Below are 21,916 nucleotides of genomic sequence, written 5' to 3'. Positions count from 1 at the left end.
GTGTCCCGATCCACGGCCGGCCGGCTCTCCGCCGAGCGCCGCGCCGACGACCTGCGCCGGCTCCGGGCCGAGCGGTTCGACGTGCTGGTCATCGGCGGTGGCGTGACCGGAGCGGGCGCCGCGCTCGACGCCGCGTCCCGAGGGCTGAAGGTCGCCCTCGTGGAGGCGCGTGACTACGCCGCCGGCACGTCCAGCCGATCCAGCAAGCTGATCCACGGCGGCCTGCGCTACCTGGAGCAGTTGGAGTTCCACCTGGTCCACGAGGCGCTGACCGAGCGCGGGCTGCTCGCCACCCGGCTCGCACCGCACCTGGTCCGGCCGGTGCCGATCCTGGTGCCGCTGCCCGCCGAGGGCGGTGCGCGGGACCTGCCCCGGCGGTTCTTCCGCCGCTCCTACTACGGCCTCGGCGTGGCCGCGTACGACGCGTTCGCCGGGGTGTTCGGCGGCGGGCGGGGCATGCCGCTGCACCGGCACCTCACCCGCGAGGGCGCCCGGCGGATCTTCCCCAGCCTGCGGCCGGACAAGCTGGCCGGCGCGATCCGCTACTACGACGGCCAGGTCGACGACGCCCGCCTGGTGGTGACGCTGGCGCGCACCGCGGCCAGCCTCGGCGCGACTGTGGTGACGAGCGCCCGCGCGGTCGGCCTGATCCGCCAGGCCCGGGAGGTCACCGGCGTGCGCGTCCGCGACCTGGAGGCGCCCGCCGGCTCGCCGGACGCCGAGTTCGAGGTACGCGCCCGCACCGTGATCGCCGCCACCGGTGTGTGGAGCGACGACATGTCGCGGATGCTCAACGACGTCGGGCTGCGCCCGAAGCTGCGGGTCCGCGCCTCCAAGGGGGTGCACCTGGTGGTGCCCCGCTCGGCGATCGTCGGCGAGACCGGCCTGATCCTGCGTACCGCGACGAGCGTGCTGTTCGTGATCCCGTGGGGCGGGCACTGGATCATCGGCACCACGGACACGGACTGGCAACTCGACAGGTCCCACCCGGCCGCCACCGCGAGCGACATCGACTACCTGCTGTCGCAGGTCAACATGGTGCTGGACCGGCCGCTGACCACCGCCGACATCGAGGGCGTCTACGCCGGGCTGCGCCCGCTGCTGGCCGGCGAGGCGGACTCCACCTCCAAGCTGTCCCGCGAGCACGCCGTGGTGGAGCCGATGCTCGGCCTGCTGCTGGTGGCGGGCGGGAAATACACCACCTACCGGGTGATGGCCTCCGACGTGGTGGACCGCGCGATGCACCGGCTCGGCCGGGCCCGCTCCTCGCGTACCGCCGACCTGCCGCTGCTCGGCGCCGACGGGTACGCGGCCATGTGGCGGGACCGGGCCGACCTGGCCCGCCGGCACGGGGTGGCGGTCGGGGTGGTCGAGCACCTGCTGGAGCGCTACGGCACGCTCACCCTCGACCTGCTCGCCCTGGTCGACGCCGATCCGTTGCTCGGTTCGCCGCTGGCCGGCGCACCCGAATACCTGGCCGCCGAGGTGACGTACGCCGCCCGCGCCGAGGGCGCGCTGCACCTGGAGGACGTGCTGACCCGGCGTACCCGGATCTCGATCGAGACCAGCCACCGCGGCCTGGAGTCGGCGGAGCACGCCGCGGAGCTGATGGGCGCGGTGCTCGGCTGGGACGCGGCGACCCGGGACCGGGAGGTCGCCCACTACCGGGCGCGGGTGCTGGCCGAGCGGGAGTCGCAGCTCATGCCGGACGACATCGCTGCCGACGCGGCCCGCCTCGGCGCGCCCGACGTACGCGGGTTCGCGGCCGACCGGGGAACCGACGGCCCGGGCGTTGAACTTCCGGCCTCCCCCAGGTAGGGGATCCCCGACCCGGGCCGCTCGGCCGGTAGTGCGCGCTACCTACGGAAGTGTAGGTTTCCCGGCGTGGTCCGCCCGTCCTGGTTGCGCCTCCCCGCCCTGTCCGCCGTGGTCCTGCTGGCTCTGACCGGTTGCTCCTTCGGCCGGGCCGAGGGTGCCACGACACCCGGGGCGGCGGGCGCTGCCGCTCCGACCCCGGACGGCAGGCGCGTCTCCCTGGTGCAGCGGCTCGGCGACGGCCCGGTCCGCCACCTCGACGTGGACCCGTCCGGCCGCTGGCAGTGCCGCGACTGCGCCGGTGACGGCGTGGACGCCACCGGCACGCTGAACCCGGAGCAGACGAAGCGGCTCCAGCGGATGCTCGCGGACCCGGCGATCGCGAAGGAGACCGACCAGGCCCGCGGCTACAAGCAGGGCTGCATCGGTGTGCTGACGTCGACGCTGCTCGTGCCGCCGGACCTGACGGTCACCATCCAGGACTGCCCGGGCGAGCCCAAGCCGAAGGTCGCCTACGACGTGCTGCTGCTCGTCACCCAGGCCACGCCGGCCGAGGACAAGGGCTAGAAGACCTTCCCGGGGTTGAACAGCCCCGCCGGGTCCAGCGCCGCCTTGATCGCCTGGTGCACGCGTACGCCCACCGGGCCGATCTCGTGGGCCAGCCAGTCCCGCTTGAGCAGCCCGACGCCGTGTTCCCCGGTGCAGGTGCCGCCCAGTTCCAGCCCCAGCCGCATGATCTCGTCGAAGGCCCGCCGGCCCCGGGCCAGGCTCGCCGGATCCGCCCGGTCGACCACGATGTTCGGGTGCATGTTGCCGTCGCCGGCGTGCCCGACCACCCCGATCGGCACCTGGCACGCCTCGGCGATCCCGGCCACCCCGTCGAGCAGCTCCGCGAGCCGGCCGCGCGGCACCGCCACGTCGTCGATGACCAGGCCGCCGTTGCCGCCCGGGAACGTCTGCGCCGCGAACCGCTCCATCGCCGGGTGGGCCAGCCGACGCGCCTGGAGCAGGGCGGCGGCCTCGGTCGCGTCGGTGGCCGCGTAGACCTCGTCGGCACCCGCCGCGGTGCACACCTCGGCCAGCCGGGCCAGGTCGTCGGCGGCCCGGGAGCCGGTGTCCACCGCCGCGAGCAGCAGCGCCTCGGCGTCGGTGCGCAGACCCATCGGCCGGTACGCCTCGATAGCCAGCAGATGGGTGCGGTCCAGCAGTTCCAGCAGGCTCGGCGTGAGCCCGCGCTCGGCGATCCCGGCGACCGCGCCACCTGCCGCCGCCACCGTGGGGAAGACCGCGACCAGGGTCAGCGACTCCTCCGGGGCCGGACGCAACGCCACAGTCACCTCGGTGATCACGCCGAGCGTGCCCTCCGAGCCCACGAAGAGGCGGGTCAGGTCGTACCCGGCGACCCCCTTGGCGGTGCGCCGCCCGGTGCGCAGCACCTCACCGGAGGCGAGCACCACCTCCAGGCCCAGCACGTACTCGCTGGTCACGCCGTACTTCACGCAGCACATGCCACCGGCGTTGGTGGCCACGTTGCCGCCGATCGTGGACGACTCCCACGAGCCGGGATCCGGCGGATACCAGAGGCCGTGCTCCCGTACCGCGCGGGCCAGCGCCGCGTTCACCACGCCCGGCTGCACCACGGCGATCCGGCCCACCGGGTCGATCTCCCGGACCTGGTCCATCGCCACGGTGCTCACCACCACCGCGCCGTCGACCGCGTTCGCCGCGCCGGCCAGCCCGGTCCGCGCGCCCTGCGGCACCACCGGTACGCCGTGCCGGCCGGCCGCACGGACCACCGCCACCACCTCATCGGTGCCGCGGGGACGCACCACCACCAGCGGGGTACCCGAGTCGCACAGGTCGGCCTCGTCGCGCTCGTGCCCGGCCAGCAGGTCCGGATCGGTCAGCACGGCGGCGTCGCCGAGCGCGGCCCGCAGGTCGTCGAGCAGGGGATGGGCGGCCATGCCGGGAAGGCTACCGGCGTACCGTCTGTTGCCGTGCTCTACCTGGACCCGCCCACCGTGCCCTGGCGTGGCCGGCTCTGGTCGCACCTGATCAGCGACGTGTCGTACGCCGAGCTGCACGCGTTCGCCGAGCTGCTCGGCGCACCCCGGCGCGGCTTCGACCGCGATCACTACGACCTGCCCGCCGAGCGGTTCCGGGCGGCGGTCTGGCTGGGCGCCACTGTCGTGCCGTCACGGGAGATCGTCCGGCTGCTGCGGGACGCCGGCCTGCGCCGCCCGAAGCACCGCGTCTCAGCTGAGCGTGGTCAGCTCCCGGGACAGGTTGGCCCGGGCCCGGACCTCCCAGCGGGCGTGCGGCTCGGGTAGCCGGTAGAGCGCCGGCAGGGCGAGCAGGTGCCGCAGCACGGCGGCCCGGCCGGTGCGGAAGTCCGGCTCGGGCACGTGCGCGTACTCGGCGCGGATCGCGGCGGCGTACCTGTCGTAGCGCTCCGCCGGGGCCGCGAGCACCGCCAGGTCCGCGTCGCACAGCAGCGCGCCGTCCGGGTCGTCCGGCCCGACCGCGTGACCGGCGGTGAGCAGCACCAGGCGGCGTACCCCGGTCACCGTCGCGGCCGGGAGCCCGGCGGCGGCCAGCAGTTCGCCGGCCAGGTCGGCGCTGGCCCGCTCGTTGGCGTCGCCCGCCGCGCGCGGGTCGTAGACCGCGTCGTGGCACCACGCCGCCAGCCGGACCAGGTCCGCGTCGCGGGCCAGACCGGCGTACGCGTCGACCACGTCGAGCACCGCGCGCAGGTGCGCCTCGTCGTGGTAGCGCCGGTGCGGCTCCCGCCAGGCCGCCAGCAGCCGGACGCCGGCCCGGTCGGCCGCCGCCGGATCCGTCGCGCCCGCCGCCCGTGCCGTGTCCCGCCACCGCGCCCTCAGGTCGTCCACCGGGTGCAGTCTGCCCCACCGGGCAGTGGACCGGGGATTCAGCGGGTTCGTCGCGGGTAGTACCCGCCATGGCCCGGGACCGACGTCTGCCGTTCCTTCGTCGCGGCAACCCGCGTGACGGGTCGGCCGACCGCGACGGGCAGCGGATCGCCTCCGCGATGGAGGGGCTGCGGCACCGGGGCAAGGCCACCCTGCACGACCGGCTGCACCGGGTCCGTACCGCGTTCGGCCTGGCGGTGCAGGCCGGGCTCGCCGCCGGCCTGGCGTACCTGGTCTCCCACCGGCTGCTGAAGAACCCCCAGCCGGTCTTCGCCCCGATCTCCGCGGTGGGCACGCTCGCCGCCTCGGTGGGGCAGCGGTTCCGGCGTACGGTCGAGCTGATCGCCGGGGTGGCGGTCGGCGTGCTCGTCGGCGACGTGCTGATCTACTTCGTCGGCACCGGCGCGTGGCAGCTCGCCCTCGTGGTGACCTCGGCGATCCTGCTGAGCATCTTCGCCGGGGCGAGCGTGGCCATCGTGATCCAGGCCGCGGCCACGGCGGTGCTGATCGTGACGCTCAGCCCGTCCACCGAGAACCTGGAGTTCCCCCGCTTCGTCGACGCGTTGCTCGGCGGCGGCATCGCGCTGCTGGTCACCGCCATCCTGCTGCCGCTCAACCCGCTGCGGGTTATCAACCGGGCCGCCCGGCCGGCCCTCGACCTGCTCGCCGACCAGCTCGACGCGGGCGCCGAGGCGCTGCGCAACCGGGATCGGGACGCGGCCCAGCGGGCCCTGTTCCGGCTGCGCGAGAACAAGGAGGAGCTGGCCGCGCTCTCCGAGGCGATCGAGGGCGCCAAGGAGACGAGCACGCTCTCACCGGCCCGGTGGCACCGGCGCAGCGAGCTGACCCACTACGCCGAGGCGGCCGACCCGATCGACCGGGCCATGCGTAACAGCGGCACGCTGGTCCGCCGCGCGGTCACCATGATCGAGGACTCCGAACCGGTCCCGGAGCCGATGCCCGACGCCATCGGTCACCTGGCCGAGTCGGTACGTCTGCTCCGGCAGGAGTTCGCCGCCGGGCAGGAGCCGGAACACGCCCGGGAACGGTCGCTGCGCGCGGTGAGCGAGGCCGGCCGGGCGTACGCCGACGGGGTGGGCTTCTCCGGCAGCGTGGTGATCGCCCAGGTGCGCACCACGGCGAGCGACCTGCTGGTGGCGTCCGGGATCGAGCAGGAGGAGGCGAACTGGCTGGTCCGGCAGGCGTTCGGCGAGAAGGAACACCGGACCGGCGGCCCCACCGACCGCAACCCGGCCGCCCATCCCCCCACAGCCCCACCCGTCGGCTGACCCCCGCCTCCCCGCCCCCGCCCTCCCGCACCCAATCGCGTTGATCAAGGAGTTAACGGCCCCTTCAGAGATCGACTGGTACGCAAACTCCTTGATCACCGCCGCGATTCCGGGGAGGGGAGGGGGAGGGCCGGGGGGCGCGGGCGTCGTGATGCGACCGGAACGGTGGGGCGCGGGTGACTACGCTGACCGCATGGCCGACACCCCGTCCGGCGGAGCCCTGCCGCCACCGTACGCGCCCGCCGCACCGCCGCCGGGGGCGCCGACGCCCGGGATGCCGCCGCGCCGGATCGGCTGGCGGCGGGTGTTCGTGCTGGCCGGGGTGGTGCTGCTGATCGCGGCAGGCGCGCTCTACATGGTCTACGAGCTGAGTGAGAGCCTGGGCGCGGAGGCGCTGCTGGTGGGCGCGGCCGCGTCGGTCCTGCCGGTGCCGGTGCTGGTCGCCTGCCTCCTGTGGCTCGACCGATACGAACCCGAGCCGCTGCCCTACCTGGTCTTCTGCTTCGCCTGGGGCGCCTTCGTCTCCACCGCCCTCTCGCTCATCGTCAACCGGACCGGCGCGCGGCTCTTCGAGGACTGGGGGCTGCCCGCCGCGCTCACCGCAGTGCTTGTCGCCCCGTTCATCGAGGAGCTGACCAAGGCGGCCGGTCCGCTCCTGCTACTGATCTTCCGGCGCCGGGAGTTCTCCGGGATCACCGACGGCCTGGTCTACTGCGGGCTGTCCGCGGTCGGCTTCGCAATGGTGGAGAACATCCTCTACCTGGGCGGGTACGGCTACCGCACCGGCGTGGAGCAGTACGGCCCGGCCACCGGCACGCAGCTGGTGATCGCGCTGTTCATCGGCCGGATCCTGCTGTTCGGCTTCGCCCACCCGCTGTTCACCTCGATGACCGGTGTCGGGCTCGGTATCGCCGCGCGTACCGCCGACCGGCGGGTACGGGTGCTCGCGCCGCTCGCCGGGCTGCTCCTGGCGATGATCCTGCACGGCACCTGGAACCTGCTGCCGACGCTGGCCCAGGCCATCGGGCAGCCGGTGATCGCGCTCTACGGCTTCATCGGCCTGATGATGCCGATCTTCTTCGCGATGGTCGGGCTGGCGGTCTGGCTGCGCGCCTGGGAGGGCCGGCTCACCGAGCGCACACTGCCCGACTACGTACGCGCGGGCTGGCTCACACCGCCCGAGGTGGCGGCGCTGGGCAGCCTGGGCCGGCGGCACGCGGCGCGTACCTGGGCGCGGCGGGTGGCCGGTGACGGCGGGCTACGCGCGATGCGCGGCTACCAGTTCGCCGCGACCCGGCTGGCGCTGCTGCGCGACGGGATGCGCCGGGGACTCGATCACAAGCCCGCCGAGCGGGAGCGGACGGCACGGGAGGAACGGGAGCTGCTGGACGCGATCGCCGCGTACCGGGAGTTCTTCGTCGGTCGTGACCCGCAGGCGCCGGTCGGGGTGTGGGACGGTCAGCGCTATCACCTGCGGTTCCCGGACGGTTCGCAGCGCCCGGTCGAGGCGCCGGACGACCCGGTGGTGCCGATCCCGGTGGTGCTGGCCCCGCCGCCCGCCTTCCCGCCGGGCGGCTACGGCCCGAGCGGTCCCGGCCCGGCCGGCTGGCACGACCCGGGCGCGCCCTGGCATCCCGGGCGCTGACGCGGCATCCCGGCTGCTGGCCGCGCTCGGTGGCGGGGGTCAGCTCATCAGGCCGGTCAGGAAGTCACCGAGCCCCTGGGCGATGGCCATCAGCGCGGCCCCGATGCCCTTGAACACCTGCGCCGCCCCGTCCGGCCGGAACGCCATGAAGTAGATCAGGAACGCGAGGAATCCCCAGGCGAGGATCTTCTTGATCACTACCGGCATGGTGTCCCTCCCCAGGGCGCGCTGAGGTGCCTGGGCTTCCCGCCGGGCAGCGCCGCAAACGGCGCCGCCGCGCAGCTACCGCCGCCAGAGGGGTGGGGCTACAGGTAGAGGCCGGTGGACCCGGCGGCGGTGCTCTCCACCCGCTCGGCCGCCACGGCGTGCACGTCCCGCTCACGCAGCAGCACGTACGCCCGCCCGTGCAGCTCGACCTCGGAGCGGTCGTCCGGGTCGAACAGCACCCGGTCGCCGGCCACTATCGCGCGGACGTTCGGCCCGACGCCGACCGCTGTGGCCCAGGCCAGCCGCTTGCCCACGGCGGCCGTCGCGGGGATCACGATGCCGGCGGTGGAACGGCGTTCGCCCTCACCACCCTCGGTACGCACCAGCACGCGGTCGTGCAGCAGGCGGATCGGCAGCCCGGCGTCGAGACTCTGGTCGGCGGTCACGCGAAGACGCTACCGCGTGGCCGTCAGCCGATTCCGGCGTGGTTGGTGAGAGTGCCGGGCGGGCAATGTGTGGCCGAGTCGCCCTAGGGTGGGGCGTACGGACGTATCCTGTGCCCCCTGCGACCCGGTGGGGCTGATTTTGCCGGAGGTGCGCTTGAGCCGCATGGAGCGGATGCGCGGACGGCTCCGCCGTGCGTACGAGTCGGGCCGCGAAGCCGCCCGGACCCGGCGAGCAGCCGCCGCGGAGGCGGCGGACGGGGGCGTGGCCTCGCCCGCCTCACCGGGCCCGGCCGCCTCGCCGGAGGCGGCCGTGGTGGGCGTCGAGCCGCCGGCGGCGTTGCACTCGTCGACTGTGAGCCGGGACGACACCGAGGTGCCGCACGCGCTGCGCATCGCCGCCGCGTGGTGCTGGCGGCTGATCGTGATCGGCATCGTCACCTGGGCCCTGCTCAAGATCGTCGGCACGATCAGCATCGTGATCATCCCGTTGGCCGTCGCGCTGCTCCTCTCCGCGCTGCTCGCCCCGGCGGTCGGCTGGCTGCTCCGGGCCCGGCTGCCCCGCTCGCTGGCGACCGCCGTGGTGCTGGTCACCGGCCTGGCCGCTGTCGTCGGCACGCTCACGTTCGTGGTCAACGAGTTCATCAAGGGCGTACCGGAGCTGAGCCAGAAGTCCTCCGAGGGCGTACGGCAGATCCAGGACTGGTTCAAGACCGGGCCGCTGCACCTGTCCGACAGCCAGCTCAACCGCTACATCGACGAGGCGCAGAACTGGATCAACGGCAACACCGAGCGGTTCACCAGCGGTGCGCTCAGCACCGCCGCCACGCTCGCCGAGGTGCTCACCGGCACCGTCCTGGTCCTGTTCGCCACGTTCTTCTTCCTGCGCGACGGCAACAACATCTGGCGGTTCCTGGTCCGGCTGCTGCCGGTGGCCGCCCGCTGGAAGGTCGACGACGCCGGCCGCGCGTCCTGGGCGACGCTCGGTGCCTACGTGCGGGCCACGGTGCTCGTGGCCTTCATCGACGCGGTCGGCATCGGCATCTTCCTGGTGCTGTTCGACATCCCGTTCGCGTTCCCGCTGGCCGCGCTGGTCTTCCTGGGCGCGTTCATCCCGATCGTCGGCGCGTTCCTGTCCGGCGTGGTGGCGGTGCTGGTGGCGCTGGTCGACAGCGGCCCGGGCATCGCGCTGGTCATCCTCGCCGCGGTGGTCGGGGTGCAGCAGATCGAGGGCCACGTGCTCCAGCCGCTGATCATGGGCCGCGCGGTGGCCATCCACCCGCTCGCCGTGATCATCGGCATCGCCGCCGGAGTGGTGCTCGCCGGGATCGCCGGCGCGCTGGTCGCGGTGCCGCTGATCGCCGTACTCAACACGGCGGTGCGCCGGCTCTCCGCGCGTACCGTGCCGGACACCCCACCGGACGCGGTGGTGGTCGCCTCCCAGGCGCCCTGATCAGGCAAGACCCGCCGACGCCCGCGTCACCCCCGCCCGGGGAGGCGCGGGCGTCAGCTCTTGGCGAGCCGTTCCAGCGCGCCCCGGGCCACCTCCGGCCGGGTGGTGTACCAGAACGGCGGCAGCGAGCGGCGCAGGAACGGGCCGTACCCGCGGGCCGTCTCCAGCCGTGAGTCGAGCACCGCCACCACGCCCCGGTCGCCGGTGGCCCGGATCAGCCGGCCGACGCCCTGGGCCAGCCGGACCGCCGCGATCGGCACGCTCACCGCCGCGAACCCGGACCCGCCGCCGGCGTCCACCGCCGCCGCCCGTGCCGCCGCGAGCGGTTCGTCCGGGCGGGGGAACGGCAGCCTGTCGATCACCACGAGCTGGCAGGCGTCGCCCGGCACGTCCACCCCCTGCCAGAGCGACATCACCCCGAACAGGCAGCTCTCCCGCACCTCGCGGAACCGGCGCACCAGCAGCGGCAGCGCCTCCTCGCCCTGGAGCAGCACGGGCAGGTCGGTCCGCGCGCGGACCAGCTCCGCCGCCTGCTGCGCGGCCCGTCGCGACGAGAAGAGCCCGAGGGTACGACCACCGAGCGCCTCGACCAGCGCCAGCAGCTCCTCACCCGCCGGCCCGGGCAGCCCGGAGACGCTGGGGCGGGGCAGGTGCGCTGCCACGTACAGGATGCCCTGCCGGGCGTAGTCGAACGGCGAGCCGACGTCGAGCGAGCTCCAGCCCGGCCCCTTGGTCGCCGGTACGGTGCCGATCGATGCCCGGCTGCCCTCGGTGGCGGCCACCGGCGGCGTGACCGGTGAACGGCCGGCAGCGGCAGTGGTGGCGAGCGCGGCGGCGGCCGGGGACGGCGGGGCGGGCGGCGGCGCGTCCAGCCCCAGCGCCCGGGCCACCGTGTCGAAGCGGCCCCCCAGCGCCAGCGTCGCCGAGGTGGCGACCACCGTGCGCTCGTCGTACAGGTGGGTGGCGAGCGTGCCCGCCACCGACAGCGGCGCCACGACGAGCGCCCGGCGGCTGCCGTTGTCCGGCTTCTCGACCCAGGCGACGTCGTGGTCGGCCTCCTCCAGCAGCCGCTGGGCGGTGGTGGACAGCTCGTCCAGCACCGCCTTGGCCTGCTGCTTGCGTACCGGATCGGGGTCGTCGGCCTTCACGTCGCCGATCGCCTCCAGCGCGGCCCGGGTCGCCGAGTCCAGCAGCGTGCACGCCTCGCGCAGCGCGGGCGGCAGACCGGCGGTGAGCCGCCCGGCCGGCGCCTCGGCCAGCCCCACGGCGAGCGCGTCACCGGCCTCGGTGAGCCGCTCGGCCACGTCGGGGCGCAGCAGCGGCCGGGCCCGCCGGGTGGACCTGTCGATCAGCTCCGGCACCAGCTCGGCCTGGGCGGCCGACGACACCCGGTCGGCCAGCTCGTGCGCCTCGTCGACCACGAGCAGCCGGTGCGGCGGCACGATGTGCCGCCCGGCGAGCATGTCGACCGCGAGCAGGCTGTGGTTGGTGACCACGATGTCGGCCTCACGGGCCCGGGCGCGGGACGCCTCGGCGAAGCACTCCTGCCCGAACGGGCAGCGGCTCGCGCCGACGCACTCCCGGGCCGGCATGGACACGCTGCGCCACACCTGCTCGTCCACGCCCGGGTCCAGCTCGTCCCGGTCGCCGGTGGCGGTCTCCTCGGCCCAGTCGCGCAGCCGCTGCACCTGCTTGCCCAGCCGGCCCGCCTCGCCGAGCCACTTGGTGCCGCCGTTGCCGGGGCGCGGCGCGTCGAACAGCGCGTCGTCCGGCTCGTCCTCGACCGAGCTGTCCAGCCGGGCCAGGCAGAGATAGTGGTGGCGGCCTTTCAACACGGCGAAGGTGGGGCGGCGGCCCAGCACCGGCTCGACCGCGTCGGCCAGCCGGGGCAGGTCGTGCTCGACGAGCTGGGACTGCAACGCCAGCGTGGCGGTGGAGACCACCACCGGCCCGTCCACGGTCAGTGCCGGAGCGAGGTAGGCCAGGGACTTGCCGGTGCCGGTGCCGGCCTGCACCAGCAGGTGCTCACCGGAGGTGATGCTGCGCTCGATCGCCTCGGCCATCTGCTGCTGACCCGGCCGGGCCGCGCCGCCCGGAACCGCGCCCACCGCGGCGGTCAGCAGCTCCCCGGCACCGGGTCGGTTGCTCCGGCGCTTCCTGGGGACGGCCGGGCCGGTGGCGGTGCGGGACGGGGTCACCGTGCGACCGTACCCGCCGGCACCGACGGCGGTCCGGCCCCTCCGGCGGCGTGGCGGACGGCGGGTCGCGTCCGGTTACTTCCCGATCGCGTGGCGTGGCCGGAATCGGTTAGGGTGCCAGGCATGCCGAGCGACGTGGTCCGCGTGATCTACCGCAAGTACGACGGCAGCGCCCACCGCGACTACCCCGCCCGCCGGCTGGCCGAGGACGACCTCGGCGTCTGGCTCGGCGTGCCCGCCGGCACCGAGTCCGTCTACCACGGCCGCCCCTCGGTCGAGCAGATCCCGTTCGTCCTGCTGGTGCCGCACCACGGCTGGTGGACCGGCATGTTCAACCCGCCGCCGCGCACCAGCGAGGTCTACTGCGACATCGCCACCCCGGCCCGCTGGGAGGGCGAGGACACGGTCCACCTGATCGACCTCGACCTGGACGTGGTGCGCCGCCGCGAGACCGGCCTGGTCGAGCTGCGCGACGAGGACGAGTTCGCCGAGCACCGGGCCCGCTGGGGCTACCCGGACGACGTGGTCACCGAGGCCGAGGCGGCGTCCCGCTGGCTGCTCGGCGCGCTCGGCGACGGCACCGAGCCGTTCGCCACGTCGTACCGGAAGTGGCTTGCCGTGGTGGTCTGAGCCGGGTCACCAGCGCGGCGGCCAGACGGCGTCCGTCCCCAGCGGCGGCAGCTCACCGACCTTGTCCGGGTTGAACTGGTTGAACACGCCGGTGATCCGCCCCTCGTGGACGGCGAACGAGGTGACCAGCCGCATGATCCGTCCGTCCCGGTAGGGGACCTCCCCCTGCCAGCCCAGCGCGCCGTCGACGAGCACCGGCCGTACCCGCATCGCGCCCCACTTGCGGGCCTGGCCGAACAGGCCGAGGAGCAGGCGTCCGGCCGCCTCCGCGCCGACCACCGGGCGGCGGGCCGCCGGGAAGTGGCCGCCGGAGTCGCCGATCGCCACCACGTCCGGGGCGAGCACCCGCACCAACTGCTCCAGCTCACCCGACTCCACCGCCGCGACGAACGCGTTGAGCACCCGTCGCTGCTCGGCCAGGTCGGCGCTGTGCCGGGGCGCGTCCGGCCCCTGCACCGCCCGGCGGGCCCGGGAGGCGAGCTGACGCGCCGCCTCCGGGGTCACCGCGAGCACGTCCGCCACGTCGCCGAACGGCACCGTGAACACGTCGTGCAGCACGAACGCCACCCGCTGCTCCGGCGTCAGCCGTTCCAGCACCACCAGCAGGGCGGTGCCGAGCTGGTCGGCCCGCACCGCCCGCTCGGCGGGGTCGGGCGCGAACCCGTCCGGCGTGGGCGCCGCGGTCACCACCGGCTCGGGGAGCCACTGACCCGGGTACGCCTCCCGGCGTACCCGGGCGGAGCGCAGCACGTCCAGGCAGATCCGGGAGCAGGTGGTGACGAGCCAGCCCCGCAGATCGCGTACGCGGGCGCGTTGCTCCGGATCGCTCAGCGCCCCGGAGAAGCGCAGCCAGGTCTCCTGCACGGCGTCTTCGGCCTCGCCGCGGCTGCCGAGCATCCGTCGCGCGATTGCCAGGAGACGCCCCCGTTCCGCCTCGAACTCCCCCGCAAGCTCGTCCACCCGCCCATTCTCCCGCCCACCGCCCGCGCCGGCTGCCCCGCCGCCCGCCGCCCCGCCCCCACCCCGCCCCCACCCCGCCCCCACCCCGCCCCCGCCCCGCCCCCGCCCCGTCCCGCCCACCCCGTCGATCTTGGACTTTCTGCCCCGACAAACGGCGCTTTCCGGGCGTGTCGGGGGCCGCAACCGCAAGATCGACGGGGTGGGCGGGCGGGAATGGCCCGAGGGGGTGAGGATCGGGGGATGAGTGAGGTGGTGGGGCCCGAGGGCGGGCGGATGCGGGAGTTGCTGCGGGTGGGGTCCGGGGCGGTGGATCTGGCGGCGATCGATCCCCGGTCCACGCCGGGTCTGCCGGCGGCGGCCGGGCGCGGGCCCGGGCGCAAGGAGTGGGCGCGGGCCCAGGTCGAACTGGTCGGCGGGGAACTGGGGCGGCAGCAGGAGATGTTGTACGCCTCGGCGCAGGGCGCCGCCGGTCCGGGCAGCGCCACCAGCGCGCCGGCTCAGGCGGACGCCGGACTGGACGGGAACCGGCCGCGCCGGGTGCTGCTGGTGCTCCAGGCGATGGACTGCGGCGGCAAGGACGGCACCGTCAAGCGGGTGGCGGGCGCGATGAACCCGCTCGGGCTGCACATCCGCTCGTTCGGGCCGCCGACCGAGGAGGAGTTGCGGCACGACTTCCTGTGGCGGGTGCGCCGGGCACTGCCGCCACCCGGATATGTGGGCGTGTTCAACCGCTCGCACTACGAGGACGTGCTCATCGCCCGGGTCGAAGGGCTGGTCGACGAGGCGACCTGGCGATCCCGGTACGAGGTCATCAACGACTTCGAGCGGGAGCTGACCGAGCAGGCGGTCACAGTGGTGAAGGTCATGCTGCACATCTCGTACGCCGAGCAGGGCGAGCGGCTGATGGAGCGGCTGACCGACCCGACGAAGTTCTGGAAGTTCAACCCGAGTGACCTGGACACCCGGGCCCGCTGGGACGACTACCAGGCGGCGTACGCCGAGGCCATGGAGCGTTGCGGCACGGACGCCGCGCCCTGGTTCGTGGTGCCGGCGGACCGCAAGTGGTATCGCGACTGGGCGGTCGCCCACCTGCTGCGTGAGACGTTCGACGGGTTGGATCTGGGGTATCCGCCTGCCGATTTCGACGTTGAACGGGAGCGTGACCGGTTACGGAACCAACTCGGCGGGTGATCAGGTGAACGGAAGGTGAACGAGCGGTGAATCGGGCTTGACCACGGGTGGGCCGATCGAAAGCCGCCTGGACGCGGTCCCTAGCATGCGCAATGCAGACGCCCCGGAGGGCGACGGCCACCCTTCCACCGACACGACGAGGTCCGTGCTGTGAAGTTTTCCTTCCGTCCCACCGAGGGCGCTTTCTACGAGCTCTTCACCAGGGCCGCGCAGAACCTGGTGAAGGGGACCGACCTGCTCAACGAGTTGGGCCTGCCCGGCGCCGACGTGCAGTCGATCAGCGAGCGGCTGACCGACATCGAGCACGACAGCGACCAGATCACGCACGAGCTGTACAAGAAGATCAACTCCACGTTCATCACGCCGTTCGACCGCGAGGACATCTACCGGCTGGGCTCGCTGCTCGACGACGTGATGGACCACCTGGAGGCGGTCGGCAACCTGCTCTACCTGTACGGCCTGACCAAGCTCCCGTCGCTCCCACGCGAGCTGCACGAGCTGGTCAACGTGCTCGACCTGCAGGCCAAGCTCACCGCCGAGGCGATGCCCCGGCTGAAGTCGATGAAGGATCTCGAGGACTACTGGATCGAGTGCAACCGGCTCGAGAACGACGGCGACCAGGCGTACCGGATGCTGCTCGTACGTCTCTTCTCCGGCGAGTACGACGCGCTCACGGTGCTGAAGATGAAGGAGGTGGCCGACGAGCTGGAGGCCGCCTGCGACGCCTTCGAGCACGTGGCCAACACGGTCGAGACCATCGCGGTCAAGGAGTCCTGAGCCAGTGAGTCCCGAACTCATCGCCGTGCTGGCGGTGATCGCGGTCGCCATGGCGTTCGACTACACGAACGGCTTCCATGACGCGGCGAACGCGATCGCCACCAGCATCTCGACCCGGGCGCTGACCCCCCGGATCGCGCTCGCGCTGGCCGCCGTCGGCAACTTCGTCGGCGCGCACTTCGGCGCCGGGGTGGCAAAGACCGTCGGCGACGGGCTGGTGACGTTGCCGACCGGGGTGGAGAGCCTCGGCGTGGTCTTCGCCGGTGTGCTCGGTGCGATCATCTGGAACCTGATCACCTGGTACTTCGGCCTGCCGTCCTCGTCGTCGCACGCGCTCTTCGGCGGCCTGGTCGGCGCGACCCTGTTCGCCGCCGACGGCATCGTGCAGTGGGCCACCATCATCGAGAAGGTCCTCATCCCGATGGTGCTCTCGCCGGTGGTCGGCCTGGTGCTGGGCTTCCTGATGATGCTGGCGATCATGTGGCTGTTCCGGAAGGGGCAGCCGGGCAAGCTCAGCCGTGGCTTCCGGTGGGCGCAGACCGCCTCCGCCGCCGCCATGTCGGTCGGCCACGGCATGCAGGACGCCGCCAAGACCATGGGCATCATCGTGCTGGCGCTCTACACCGGTGGTTTCCAGGAGAGCAAGACCCACATCCCGGGCTGGGTCTTCTGGACCTCCGCCGCGATGCTGGCCGCCGGCACGTACGCGGGTGGCTGGCGGATCATCCGGACGCTCGGCCGGAAGATCATCGACCTCGGCCCGGCGGAGGGCTTCGCCGCCGAGACCGTGGCCAGCGCGGTGCTCTACTTCAACGCGCTGGTGCTCAAGGCGCCGATCTCCACCACCCACACGATCACCTCGGCGATCATGGGTGTGGGCGCGACGAAACGGCTATCCGCGGTGCGCTGGAACGTGGCCGGCAACATCGTCATCGCCTGGATCATCACGTTCCCGGCCGCCGCGGCGATCGCCTGCCTGGCGTACCTGCTGGTCCGGCCCTTGTTCTGAGTGACCTGACGCCGAGGGGTTCCCCGCCGTGGCGGGGGACCCCTCACGCGTAGGAGACGCCGATCCGGGCCTTGACGTCGTCGATCAGGCCCATCACCTCAAGCGTGGCGGAGTGGGGCACCAGCGGGCTCTCGGTCAGCCCGGCCGCCAGGCAGCGCTGCACCTCGATCGCCTCGTACTGGTAGCCGCCGCCGGTCAGGTCCGCCGGAACGGTCTCCGGTTCGGCGCCGGCCCGGTGCAGCACCGCGTGCGCGGGCCGGAAGAACAGCTCGGGCAGGTCGATCCGGCCGGTCGTACCGGTGATCGACGCGGTGATCGCTGTCGCGCCGACCATGCCGCAGCTGAGCGTCGCCACCGCGCCGGAGTCCCAGCCGAGGACCATTCCGGTGTTCTCGTCCACCGCCTCCGGGGTCAGCTTCGCCCAGGCCTGCACGTGCTGTGGCACGCCGAGCACCAGGTGGGCCAGGCTCAGCGGGTAGACGCCGAGGTCGAGCAGCGCGCCGCCGCCGAGCGTACGGGCCCGCATCCGGTGCTCCGGCGGGAACGGCCCGGCCACGCCGAAGTCCGCCCGTACGTGCGTGACCTCACCGATCGCGCCGTCCCGGATCAGCTCCAGCACGCGCAGGATCAGCGGGTTGGTCCGCATCCACATGGCCTCCATGAGGAACAGACCTCGGGCTCGGGCCGTCTCCACCAGCTCGACGGTGGTCGGCAGGTCCAGCGTGCACGGCTTCTCCACCAACACGGCCTTGCCGCCGGTCAGGCAGGCGAGCGCCGCCTCGTGGTGGGCGGCGTGGGGGGTGGCCACGTAGATCGCGTCCAGGTCCGGGTCCGCGGCCAGTTCCGCCCACGAGGCGTACGCCCGCGGCACGTCGTGCCGCTGCGCGAACAGCTCGGCGCTCTCCCGGGTACGCGAGCCGACCGCCAGCAGTTCGGCGTCCGGCACCAGCCGCAGATCCTCGGCGAAGCGGGCGGCGATGTTTCCGGTGGCCAGGATTCCCCAACGCGTCATGCCCGGCACGCTATCCCCTACGGCTCGGCGGCCGGCAGGGTGATCCACCCGTCGGGACGCTCAGCCGCGGGCGTCGGCGGCGGCCAGAGCGGCCCGTTCGATCATCGCCCGCCGCGTGGCCAGCGTGGGCTGTCGGTTCCACCCTGCCGATCACGACGGGCGTGGCGAGCTGATGCCGCTTCCCGGCGAACACATAGCGTGAAGACTGCCCGAAGTGACGGGTGCTGCCCAGTTCCTCGCCGAAGTCGGGCGCCTAAAGGCGGCTAACCGGACATAGGGCAGCGCTTTCGCGAGCCGGACTGAATACCTCCCGCCCCCTTTGCTTTGCAGCCCCATGCGCACTCTTCACGGAGGGTCGCTGATGCGGATCTGGCTGCAGAGCAAAGGCGGCGGAGGGGTGTCTGTTGCTCGGGGCCGAAAGCTACGCATCGTGACAAGGTGGCGCGTTCGGGGAGTGCGGGCGTGCGCCCCGCCCGGCCGCGCCGGCCGCCCCGCCCGGCCGCCCCCGGGCCGACCGGCCCGGCGGGAACTAGGCTCGGTGCATGACGATCGACGGCTTCGCCGCACCCCCCGCCCTGGTGGAGCACGCCCGCCGGTTCCAGGCCGAGGGCGCCGTGCCGGCCGTGCCCCGGGTCGCCGCCACGGTGCTGCTGCTCCGTCCGGAGGGCGACGGGTTCGAGGTCTACATGATCCGCCGGGTGGCGGCGATGACGTTCGGCGGCATGTACGCCTTCCCCGGCGGCGGGGTGGACCGCTCCGACTCGGAGGCGCACCTGGGCTGGGCCGGCCCGGATCCGGCGGCGTGGGGGGAGCGGCTCGGGCTCGACCCGTCCGCCGCGCAGGCGGTGGTGTGCGCCGCCGCGCGCGAGGTCTTCGAGGAGGCGGGCGTGCTGCTCGCCGGGCCGGACCCGGACACCGTGGTCGGCGACGTGAGCGGCGACGACTGGGAGACGGCCCGGCAGGATCTGGAGGGACGGCGGGTCGGCTTCGCCGACCTGCTGGCCGGGCGGGGCCTCACGCTCCGGTCCGACCTGCTGCTGCCGTGGAGCAGGTGGATCACCCCGGAGTTCGAGCCGCGCCGCTTCGACACGTACTTCTTCGTCGCCCTTCTGCCCGACGGGCAGCGGACCCGGGACGTCTCCGGCGAGGCCGACCACACGCTGTGGCTGCGCCCGGCGGACGCGCTGGCCCGCGCGCAGGCCGGCGAGCTGACCATGCTGCCGCCCACCATGGTCACGCTCGCCGAGGTCGCCGCCGCGGGCGACCTCGCTGGCGTGGCCCGCGCGGCGGCAGAGCGAGACCCGGGTACGCCGATCCTGCCCCACATCGACGGCCTGGACGGTGCCGAGCCCCGCTTCCGCCTGAGCTGACCCTCACCCCTCAGCCGAAGCGGCCGGTGATGTAGTCCTCGGTCTTCTTCTGGGCCGGGTTGCTGAAGATCTTCTGGGTGTTGTCGTACTCGATGAGGCGGCCCGGGTCGCCGGTCTTCTCGATCGAGAAGAAGGCGGTCCGGTCGGACACCCGGGCGGCCTGCTGCATGTTGTGCGTGACGATGATGATGGTGAACTTGTCCTTGAGCTGGAACATCAGGTCCTCGATGGCCAGCGTGGAGATCGGGTCCAGCGCCGAGCAGGGCTCGTCCATCAGCACCACCTGCGGCTCGACGGCGATGGTGCGGGCGATGCAGAGCCGCTGCTGCTGGCCGCCGGACAGTCCCGCGCCGGGCTTGGCGAGGCGGTCCTTGACCTCGTCCCACAGGTTCGCCGAGCGGAGCGCCTTCTCGGCCGCCTCCTCCAGGATCGACTTGCGCCGCACGCCGTTGAGGCGCAGCCCGGCCACCACGTTCTCGAAGATGCTCATGGTGGGGAACGGGTTCGGCCGCTGGAAGACCATGCCGATCATCCGGCGGACCGCCGTGACGTCCACGTCCCGGTCGTAGATGTCCTGGTCGTCGATGGTGAGGCTGCCCTCGACCCGGGCGCCGGGCAGCACCTCGTGCATCCGGTTGATCGACCGCAGGAAGGTTGACTTGCCGCAGCCGGACGGCCCGATCAGAGCGGTGACGGTCTTCGGCTCGACGGTCAGGTTGATGCTCTCGATCGCCTTGAACCCGCCGTAGTAGGCGGTCACGTTCGTGGCTTCGATGCGCTTGGCCATGGTGGCGGTACCTCCGGGGTTCATCGGCCGAGCCGGTTGCGGCGGGACAGCAGCTTCGCCGCCACGGTGAGGACGAGGACGAGGGCGACCAGGGTCAGCGCCGCGGTCCACGCCCGTGCCGGCGAGTACCTCGACGCCTCGCCGGCCTGCTGGTAGACGAAGAGGGCGAGCGACGACTGGTTGTTCTCGAACGGGTTGAAGTTGATCGCCGCGCCGCCACCGGCGACGAGCAGCACCGGCGCGGTCTCACCGGCGGCCCGCGCGATGGCGAGCATGATGCCGGTGACGATGCCGGGCAGCGCGGTCGGCAGCACGACGCGCAGGATCGTCTTCCACTTCGGTACGCCCAGCGCGTACGCGCCCTCGCGCAGCGGCGCGGGCACCAGGCGGAGCATCTCCTCGGTGGAGCGGACCACAGTGGGCAGCATCAGCACGCTCAGCGCCAGCGCGGCGGCGAAGCCGGAGAAGCCCGGCCGCCCGTCGTTGAACCACGGCGAGACGATCAACACCCAGAAGGCCAGCACGAACAGGCCGGTGACGATCGACGGGATGCCGGTCATCACGTCCACGAAGAAGCGGATGGTGAACGCGAACCGGCCCCGGCCGTACTCGACGATGTAGATCGCGCAGAGCACGCCGAGCGGCACCGTGATCAGCGTGGCGAGGCCCACCTGCTGCAAGGTGCCGACGATCGCGTGGTACGCGCCGCCGTTGGCGTCCCGCGACCCGATGTTGTTCATCGAGGTGCCGAAGAAGTCGGCGTCCAGCCGTTCGGAGCCCTTGCTGACGAGCGTCCAGACCACCGACGCCAGCGGCAGCACCGCCAGCACGAACGCGGAGTGGATCAACGCGCTCCAGGTCCGGTTGCGGGCCGACCGGCGGCCCTCCACCGCGTTGGCCGCGGCGAAGAGACCGGCCAGGTAGAGCAGCGCGCCGACCACCACGACCAGGACCGGGCCGCCGATGCCGGCGCCGTACACGATGCCCGCCGCGAGCAGCAGCGCCGCGACGGCGATGGCCGGAGCGGCGTACGCGGGAAGCCGTCTCGCCCGCAGCGTGGCCGGCTGGGCCGGCGGGCGCGGGCGGCGGGGGGTAAGGGTGGTTGTCATGCGGCCGACTCCGTGAACTCGCGCCGCCGGTAGATGATCGCCCGAGCGGTGATGTTGACGATCAGCGTGATCGCGAACAGCACCAGGCCGGAGGCGATGAGCGCGCCGCGGCCGGTGTCGTTCGCCTCGGCGAACCGGTTGGCGATGTTGGCGGCGATCGAGTTCCCGCCGCTCTGAAGGATGTTGAACGAGATGGCGTACGTGGAGCCGAGCGTGAGCGCCAGCGCGATGGTCTCGCCGAGCGCCCGGCCCAGGCCGAGCATCACCGCGGCGATGACGCCGGGCCGGCCGTACGGCAGGACGGCGGTGCGGATCATCTCCCAGCGGGTGGCGCCGAGCGCGAGCGCGGCCTCCTCGTTCGCGGTCGGGGTCTGCCGGAACACCTCGCGGGACAGCGAGGTGATGATCGGCAGCACCATGATGGCGAGCACCACGGAGCCGAGCAGGATCGAGTTGCCGTACGGGCCGTCGCCGAAGATGGGGATCCAGCCGAAGTACCTGTTCAGCCACGCGGACAGGTCGGCGACCGGCTGGGCGAAGTAGTCCCGTCCCCAGAGGCCGAAGACCACACTGGGCACAGCGGCCAGCAGGTCGATCAGGAAGCCCAGGGCGTTGCCGAGCCGCCGGGGCGCGTAGTGCGACAGGTACAGGGCGATGCCCAGCGCGACCGGCACCGCCATGAGCAGCGCCAGCAGCGAGCTCAGGACGGTGCCGAAGGCGAGCGCGCCGATGCCGAACTGCGGCGGGTTGTCGTTCGGGAACCAGCCCTCGAATGTCCAGAACGACTCGGTGTTGGCCCGCAGCGCCGGGACGGCCCGGGCGACGAGGAAGATCGCGATGGCCGCGATGACCACCAGGACCGTGGTGCCGGCGGCCAGGGTCAGGCCGCGGAACGCCCGTTCCGCGCCGAAGGCGCGGGCCCGGGGGAGGGCACCGCCGCCGCCGAGGCCGCCGTCGGGGCGGCCCGGGTTACCGGGGCGCTCGGCCAGACGCGCCGAGGCACCGGCGGGTCGCTCGTGGCTCGTGGCCACGGGGTTCCCGCCGGTGCCGGCGTCGGCCGAGCGGTGAGGGGTGTCACCCATCTGCTCGCT

At 73.4% G+C, this 21,916-nt stretch carries 21 protein-coding genes; 11 read left to right on the top strand and 10 right to left on the bottom strand.

The window, feature by feature from the left end; translation table 11 throughout:
• Both AB0C17_RS26775 and AB0C17_RS26770 read left to right on the top strand, forming a co-directional pair.
• Positions 1 to 1,818: a glycerol-3-phosphate dehydrogenase/oxidase gene (locus tag AB0C17_RS26775; RefSeq protein ID WP_357469073.1), complete on the top strand. Its 1,818-nt coding sequence runs from the start codon at positions 1 to 3 to the stop codon at positions 1,816 to 1,818.
• Between the two features lie 66 nt (positions 1,819 to 1,884).
• Positions 1,885 to 2,382 (top strand): hypothetical protein, encoded by a 498-nt coding sequence (locus AB0C17_RS26770; RefSeq protein WP_357390139.1) that lies wholly within the window; start codon positions 1,885 to 1,887, stop codon positions 2,380 to 2,382.
• Here the strand turns inward: AB0C17_RS26770 and AB0C17_RS26765 are convergent.
• The gene (locus AB0C17_RS26765; protein WP_357468992.1) at positions 2,379 to 3,779 is read right to left on the bottom strand and encodes an FAD-linked oxidase C-terminal domain-containing protein; all 1,401 of its coding nucleotides are present in this window, start codon (positions 3,777 to 3,779) and stop codon (positions 2,379 to 2,381) included. The two genes, AB0C17_RS26770 and AB0C17_RS26765, sit on opposite strands and share 4 nt — an antisense overlap.
• 33 nt (positions 3,780 to 3,812) lie before the next feature.
• On the opposite strand from AB0C17_RS26765, the gene AB0C17_RS26760 reads away from it, so the two are divergent.
• Entirely contained in the window at positions 3,813 to 4,145 is a 333-nt protein-coding gene (locus tag AB0C17_RS26760) for a DUF4031 domain-containing protein (RefSeq protein ID WP_357481011.1), read from the top strand.
• Here AB0C17_RS26760 and AB0C17_RS26755 read toward each other — a convergent pair.
• Positions 4,071 to 4,706, bottom strand: coding sequence for a metal-dependent phosphohydrolase (locus AB0C17_RS26755; protein WP_357481008.1), 636 nt, complete (start codon positions 4,704 to 4,706; stop codon positions 4,071 to 4,073). The genes AB0C17_RS26760 and AB0C17_RS26755 overlap by 75 nt on opposite strands.
• Positions 4,707 to 4,774: 68 nt before the next feature.
• Here AB0C17_RS26755 and AB0C17_RS26750 point away from each other — a divergent pair, with 68 nt between their 5' ends.
• Together AB0C17_RS26750 and AB0C17_RS26745 are read left to right on the top strand one after the other, a co-directional pair.
• Entirely contained in the window at positions 4,775 to 6,034 is a 1,260-nt protein-coding gene (locus AB0C17_RS26750) for an FUSC family protein (RefSeq protein WP_357481005.1), read from the top strand.
• Between the two features lie 151 nt (positions 6,035 to 6,185).
• Positions 6,186 to 7,679 carry a PrsW family intramembrane metalloprotease gene (locus AB0C17_RS26745; protein ID WP_357481002.1) on the top strand — a complete coding sequence of 498 codons (1,494 nt, stop codon included), beginning with the start codon at positions 6,186 to 6,188 and terminating at the stop codon, positions 7,677 to 7,679.
• 39 nt (positions 7,680 to 7,718) lie between these two features.
• Here the strand turns inward: AB0C17_RS26745 and AB0C17_RS26740 are convergent, their stop codons facing one another.
• Positions 7,719 to 7,886 carry a hypothetical protein gene (locus tag AB0C17_RS26740; protein WP_167796936.1) on the bottom strand — a complete coding sequence of 56 codons (168 nt, stop codon included), beginning with the start codon at positions 7,884 to 7,886 and terminating at the stop codon, positions 7,719 to 7,721.
• Positions 7,887 to 7,984: 98 nt separating this feature from the next.
• The gene (locus AB0C17_RS26735) at positions 7,985 to 8,332 is read right to left on the bottom strand and encodes a co-chaperone GroES (protein WP_357390128.1); all 348 of its coding nucleotides are present in this window, start codon (positions 8,330 to 8,332) and stop codon (positions 7,985 to 7,987) included.
• A gap of 163 nt (positions 8,333 to 8,495) precedes the next feature.
• On the opposite strand from AB0C17_RS26735, the gene AB0C17_RS26730 reads away from it, so the two are divergent.
• Complete coding sequence (locus AB0C17_RS26730; protein ID WP_357469076.1) at positions 8,496 to 9,782, top strand: AI-2E family transporter; 1,287 nt, start codon at positions 8,496 to 8,498, stop codon at positions 9,780 to 9,782.
• A gap of 53 nt (positions 9,783 to 9,835) precedes the next feature.
• Here AB0C17_RS26730 and AB0C17_RS26725 read toward each other — a convergent pair whose 3' ends face one another.
• A complete protein-coding gene (locus AB0C17_RS26725) occupies positions 9,836 to 11,980 on the bottom strand; it encodes an ATP-dependent DNA helicase (protein WP_357481000.1) in 2,145 nt (714 codons plus the stop codon).
• 123 nt (positions 11,981 to 12,103) lie between these two features.
• Here AB0C17_RS26725 and AB0C17_RS26720 point away from each other — a divergent pair, with 123 nt between their 5' ends.
• A complete protein-coding gene (locus tag AB0C17_RS26720) occupies positions 12,104 to 12,610 on the top strand; it encodes a DUF402 domain-containing protein (RefSeq protein WP_357390124.1) in 507 nt (168 codons plus the stop codon).
• Positions 12,611 to 12,616: 6 nt separating this feature from the next.
• Here the strand turns inward: AB0C17_RS26720 and sigJ are convergent, their stop codons facing one another.
• Positions 12,617 to 13,570 (bottom strand): RNA polymerase sigma factor SigJ, encoded by a 954-nt coding sequence (sigJ, locus tag AB0C17_RS26715; protein ID WP_357480997.1) that lies wholly within the window; start codon positions 13,568 to 13,570, stop codon positions 12,617 to 12,619.
• Between the two features lie 240 nt (positions 13,571 to 13,810).
• Here sigJ and AB0C17_RS26710 point away from each other — a divergent pair, with 240 nt between their 5' ends.
• The 3 genes from AB0C17_RS26710 (at position 13,811) to AB0C17_RS26700 (ending at position 16,547) form a co-directional block, all read left to right on the top strand.
• Complete coding sequence (locus AB0C17_RS26710; RefSeq protein ID WP_357389276.1) at positions 13,811 to 14,761, top strand: PPK2 family polyphosphate kinase; 951 nt, start codon at positions 13,811 to 13,813, stop codon at positions 14,759 to 14,761.
• Between the two features lie 150 nt (positions 14,762 to 14,911).
• Complete coding sequence (locus AB0C17_RS26705; protein WP_030504473.1) at positions 14,912 to 15,538, top strand: DUF47 family protein; 627 nt, start codon at positions 14,912 to 14,914, stop codon at positions 15,536 to 15,538.
• Between the two features lie 4 nt (positions 15,539 to 15,542).
• Complete coding sequence (locus tag AB0C17_RS26700; protein WP_357389274.1) at positions 15,543 to 16,547, top strand: inorganic phosphate transporter; 1,005 nt, start codon at positions 15,543 to 15,545, stop codon at positions 16,545 to 16,547.
• Between the two features lie 43 nt (positions 16,548 to 16,590).
• Here the strand turns inward: AB0C17_RS26700 and AB0C17_RS26695 are convergent, their stop codons facing one another.
• Entirely contained in the window at positions 16,591 to 17,559 is a 969-nt protein-coding gene (locus AB0C17_RS26695) for a Gfo/Idh/MocA family oxidoreductase (RefSeq protein WP_357389272.1), read from the bottom strand.
• A 542-nt stretch (positions 17,560 to 18,101) separates the two neighbouring features.
• Between AB0C17_RS26695 and AB0C17_RS26690 the strand changes: the two genes are divergently transcribed.
• The gene (locus AB0C17_RS26690; RefSeq protein WP_357389270.1) at positions 18,102 to 18,929 is read left to right on the top strand and encodes an NUDIX hydrolase; all 828 of its coding nucleotides are present in this window, start codon (positions 18,102 to 18,104) and stop codon (positions 18,927 to 18,929) included.
• 10 nt (positions 18,930 to 18,939) lie between these two features.
• On the opposite strand, the gene pstB is transcribed toward AB0C17_RS26690, so the two are convergent.
• The 3 genes from pstB to pstC are packed head-to-tail and all read right to left on the bottom strand — an operon-like array spanning position 18,940 to position 21,907.
• The gene (gene pstB / locus AB0C17_RS26685; RefSeq protein WP_357389268.1) at positions 18,940 to 19,716 is read right to left on the bottom strand and encodes a phosphate ABC transporter ATP-binding protein PstB; all 777 of its coding nucleotides are present in this window, start codon (positions 19,714 to 19,716) and stop codon (positions 18,940 to 18,942) included.
• A 20-nt stretch (positions 19,717 to 19,736) separates the two neighbouring features.
• Positions 19,737 to 20,825: a phosphate ABC transporter permease PstA gene (gene pstA / locus AB0C17_RS26680; RefSeq protein ID WP_357480994.1), complete on the bottom strand. Its 1,089-nt coding sequence runs from the start codon at positions 20,823 to 20,825 to the stop codon at positions 19,737 to 19,739.
• Positions 20,822 to 21,907, bottom strand: coding sequence for a phosphate ABC transporter permease subunit PstC (gene pstC / locus AB0C17_RS26675; RefSeq protein WP_357389264.1), 1,086 nt, complete (start codon positions 21,905 to 21,907; stop codon positions 20,822 to 20,824). Before pstC ends, pstA begins: the two co-directional genes overlap by 4 nt.
• Between the last annotated feature and the right edge of the window lie 9 nt (positions 21,908 to 21,916).

This window comes from Micromonospora sp. NPDC048887 (assembly GCF_040649715.1).
Classification (GTDB): domain Bacteria; phylum Actinomycetota; class Actinomycetes; order Mycobacteriales; family Micromonosporaceae; genus Micromonospora.
Note: the sequence above shows the minus strand (reverse complement) of the source record. Positions and strands in the feature narration are given on the sequence as shown.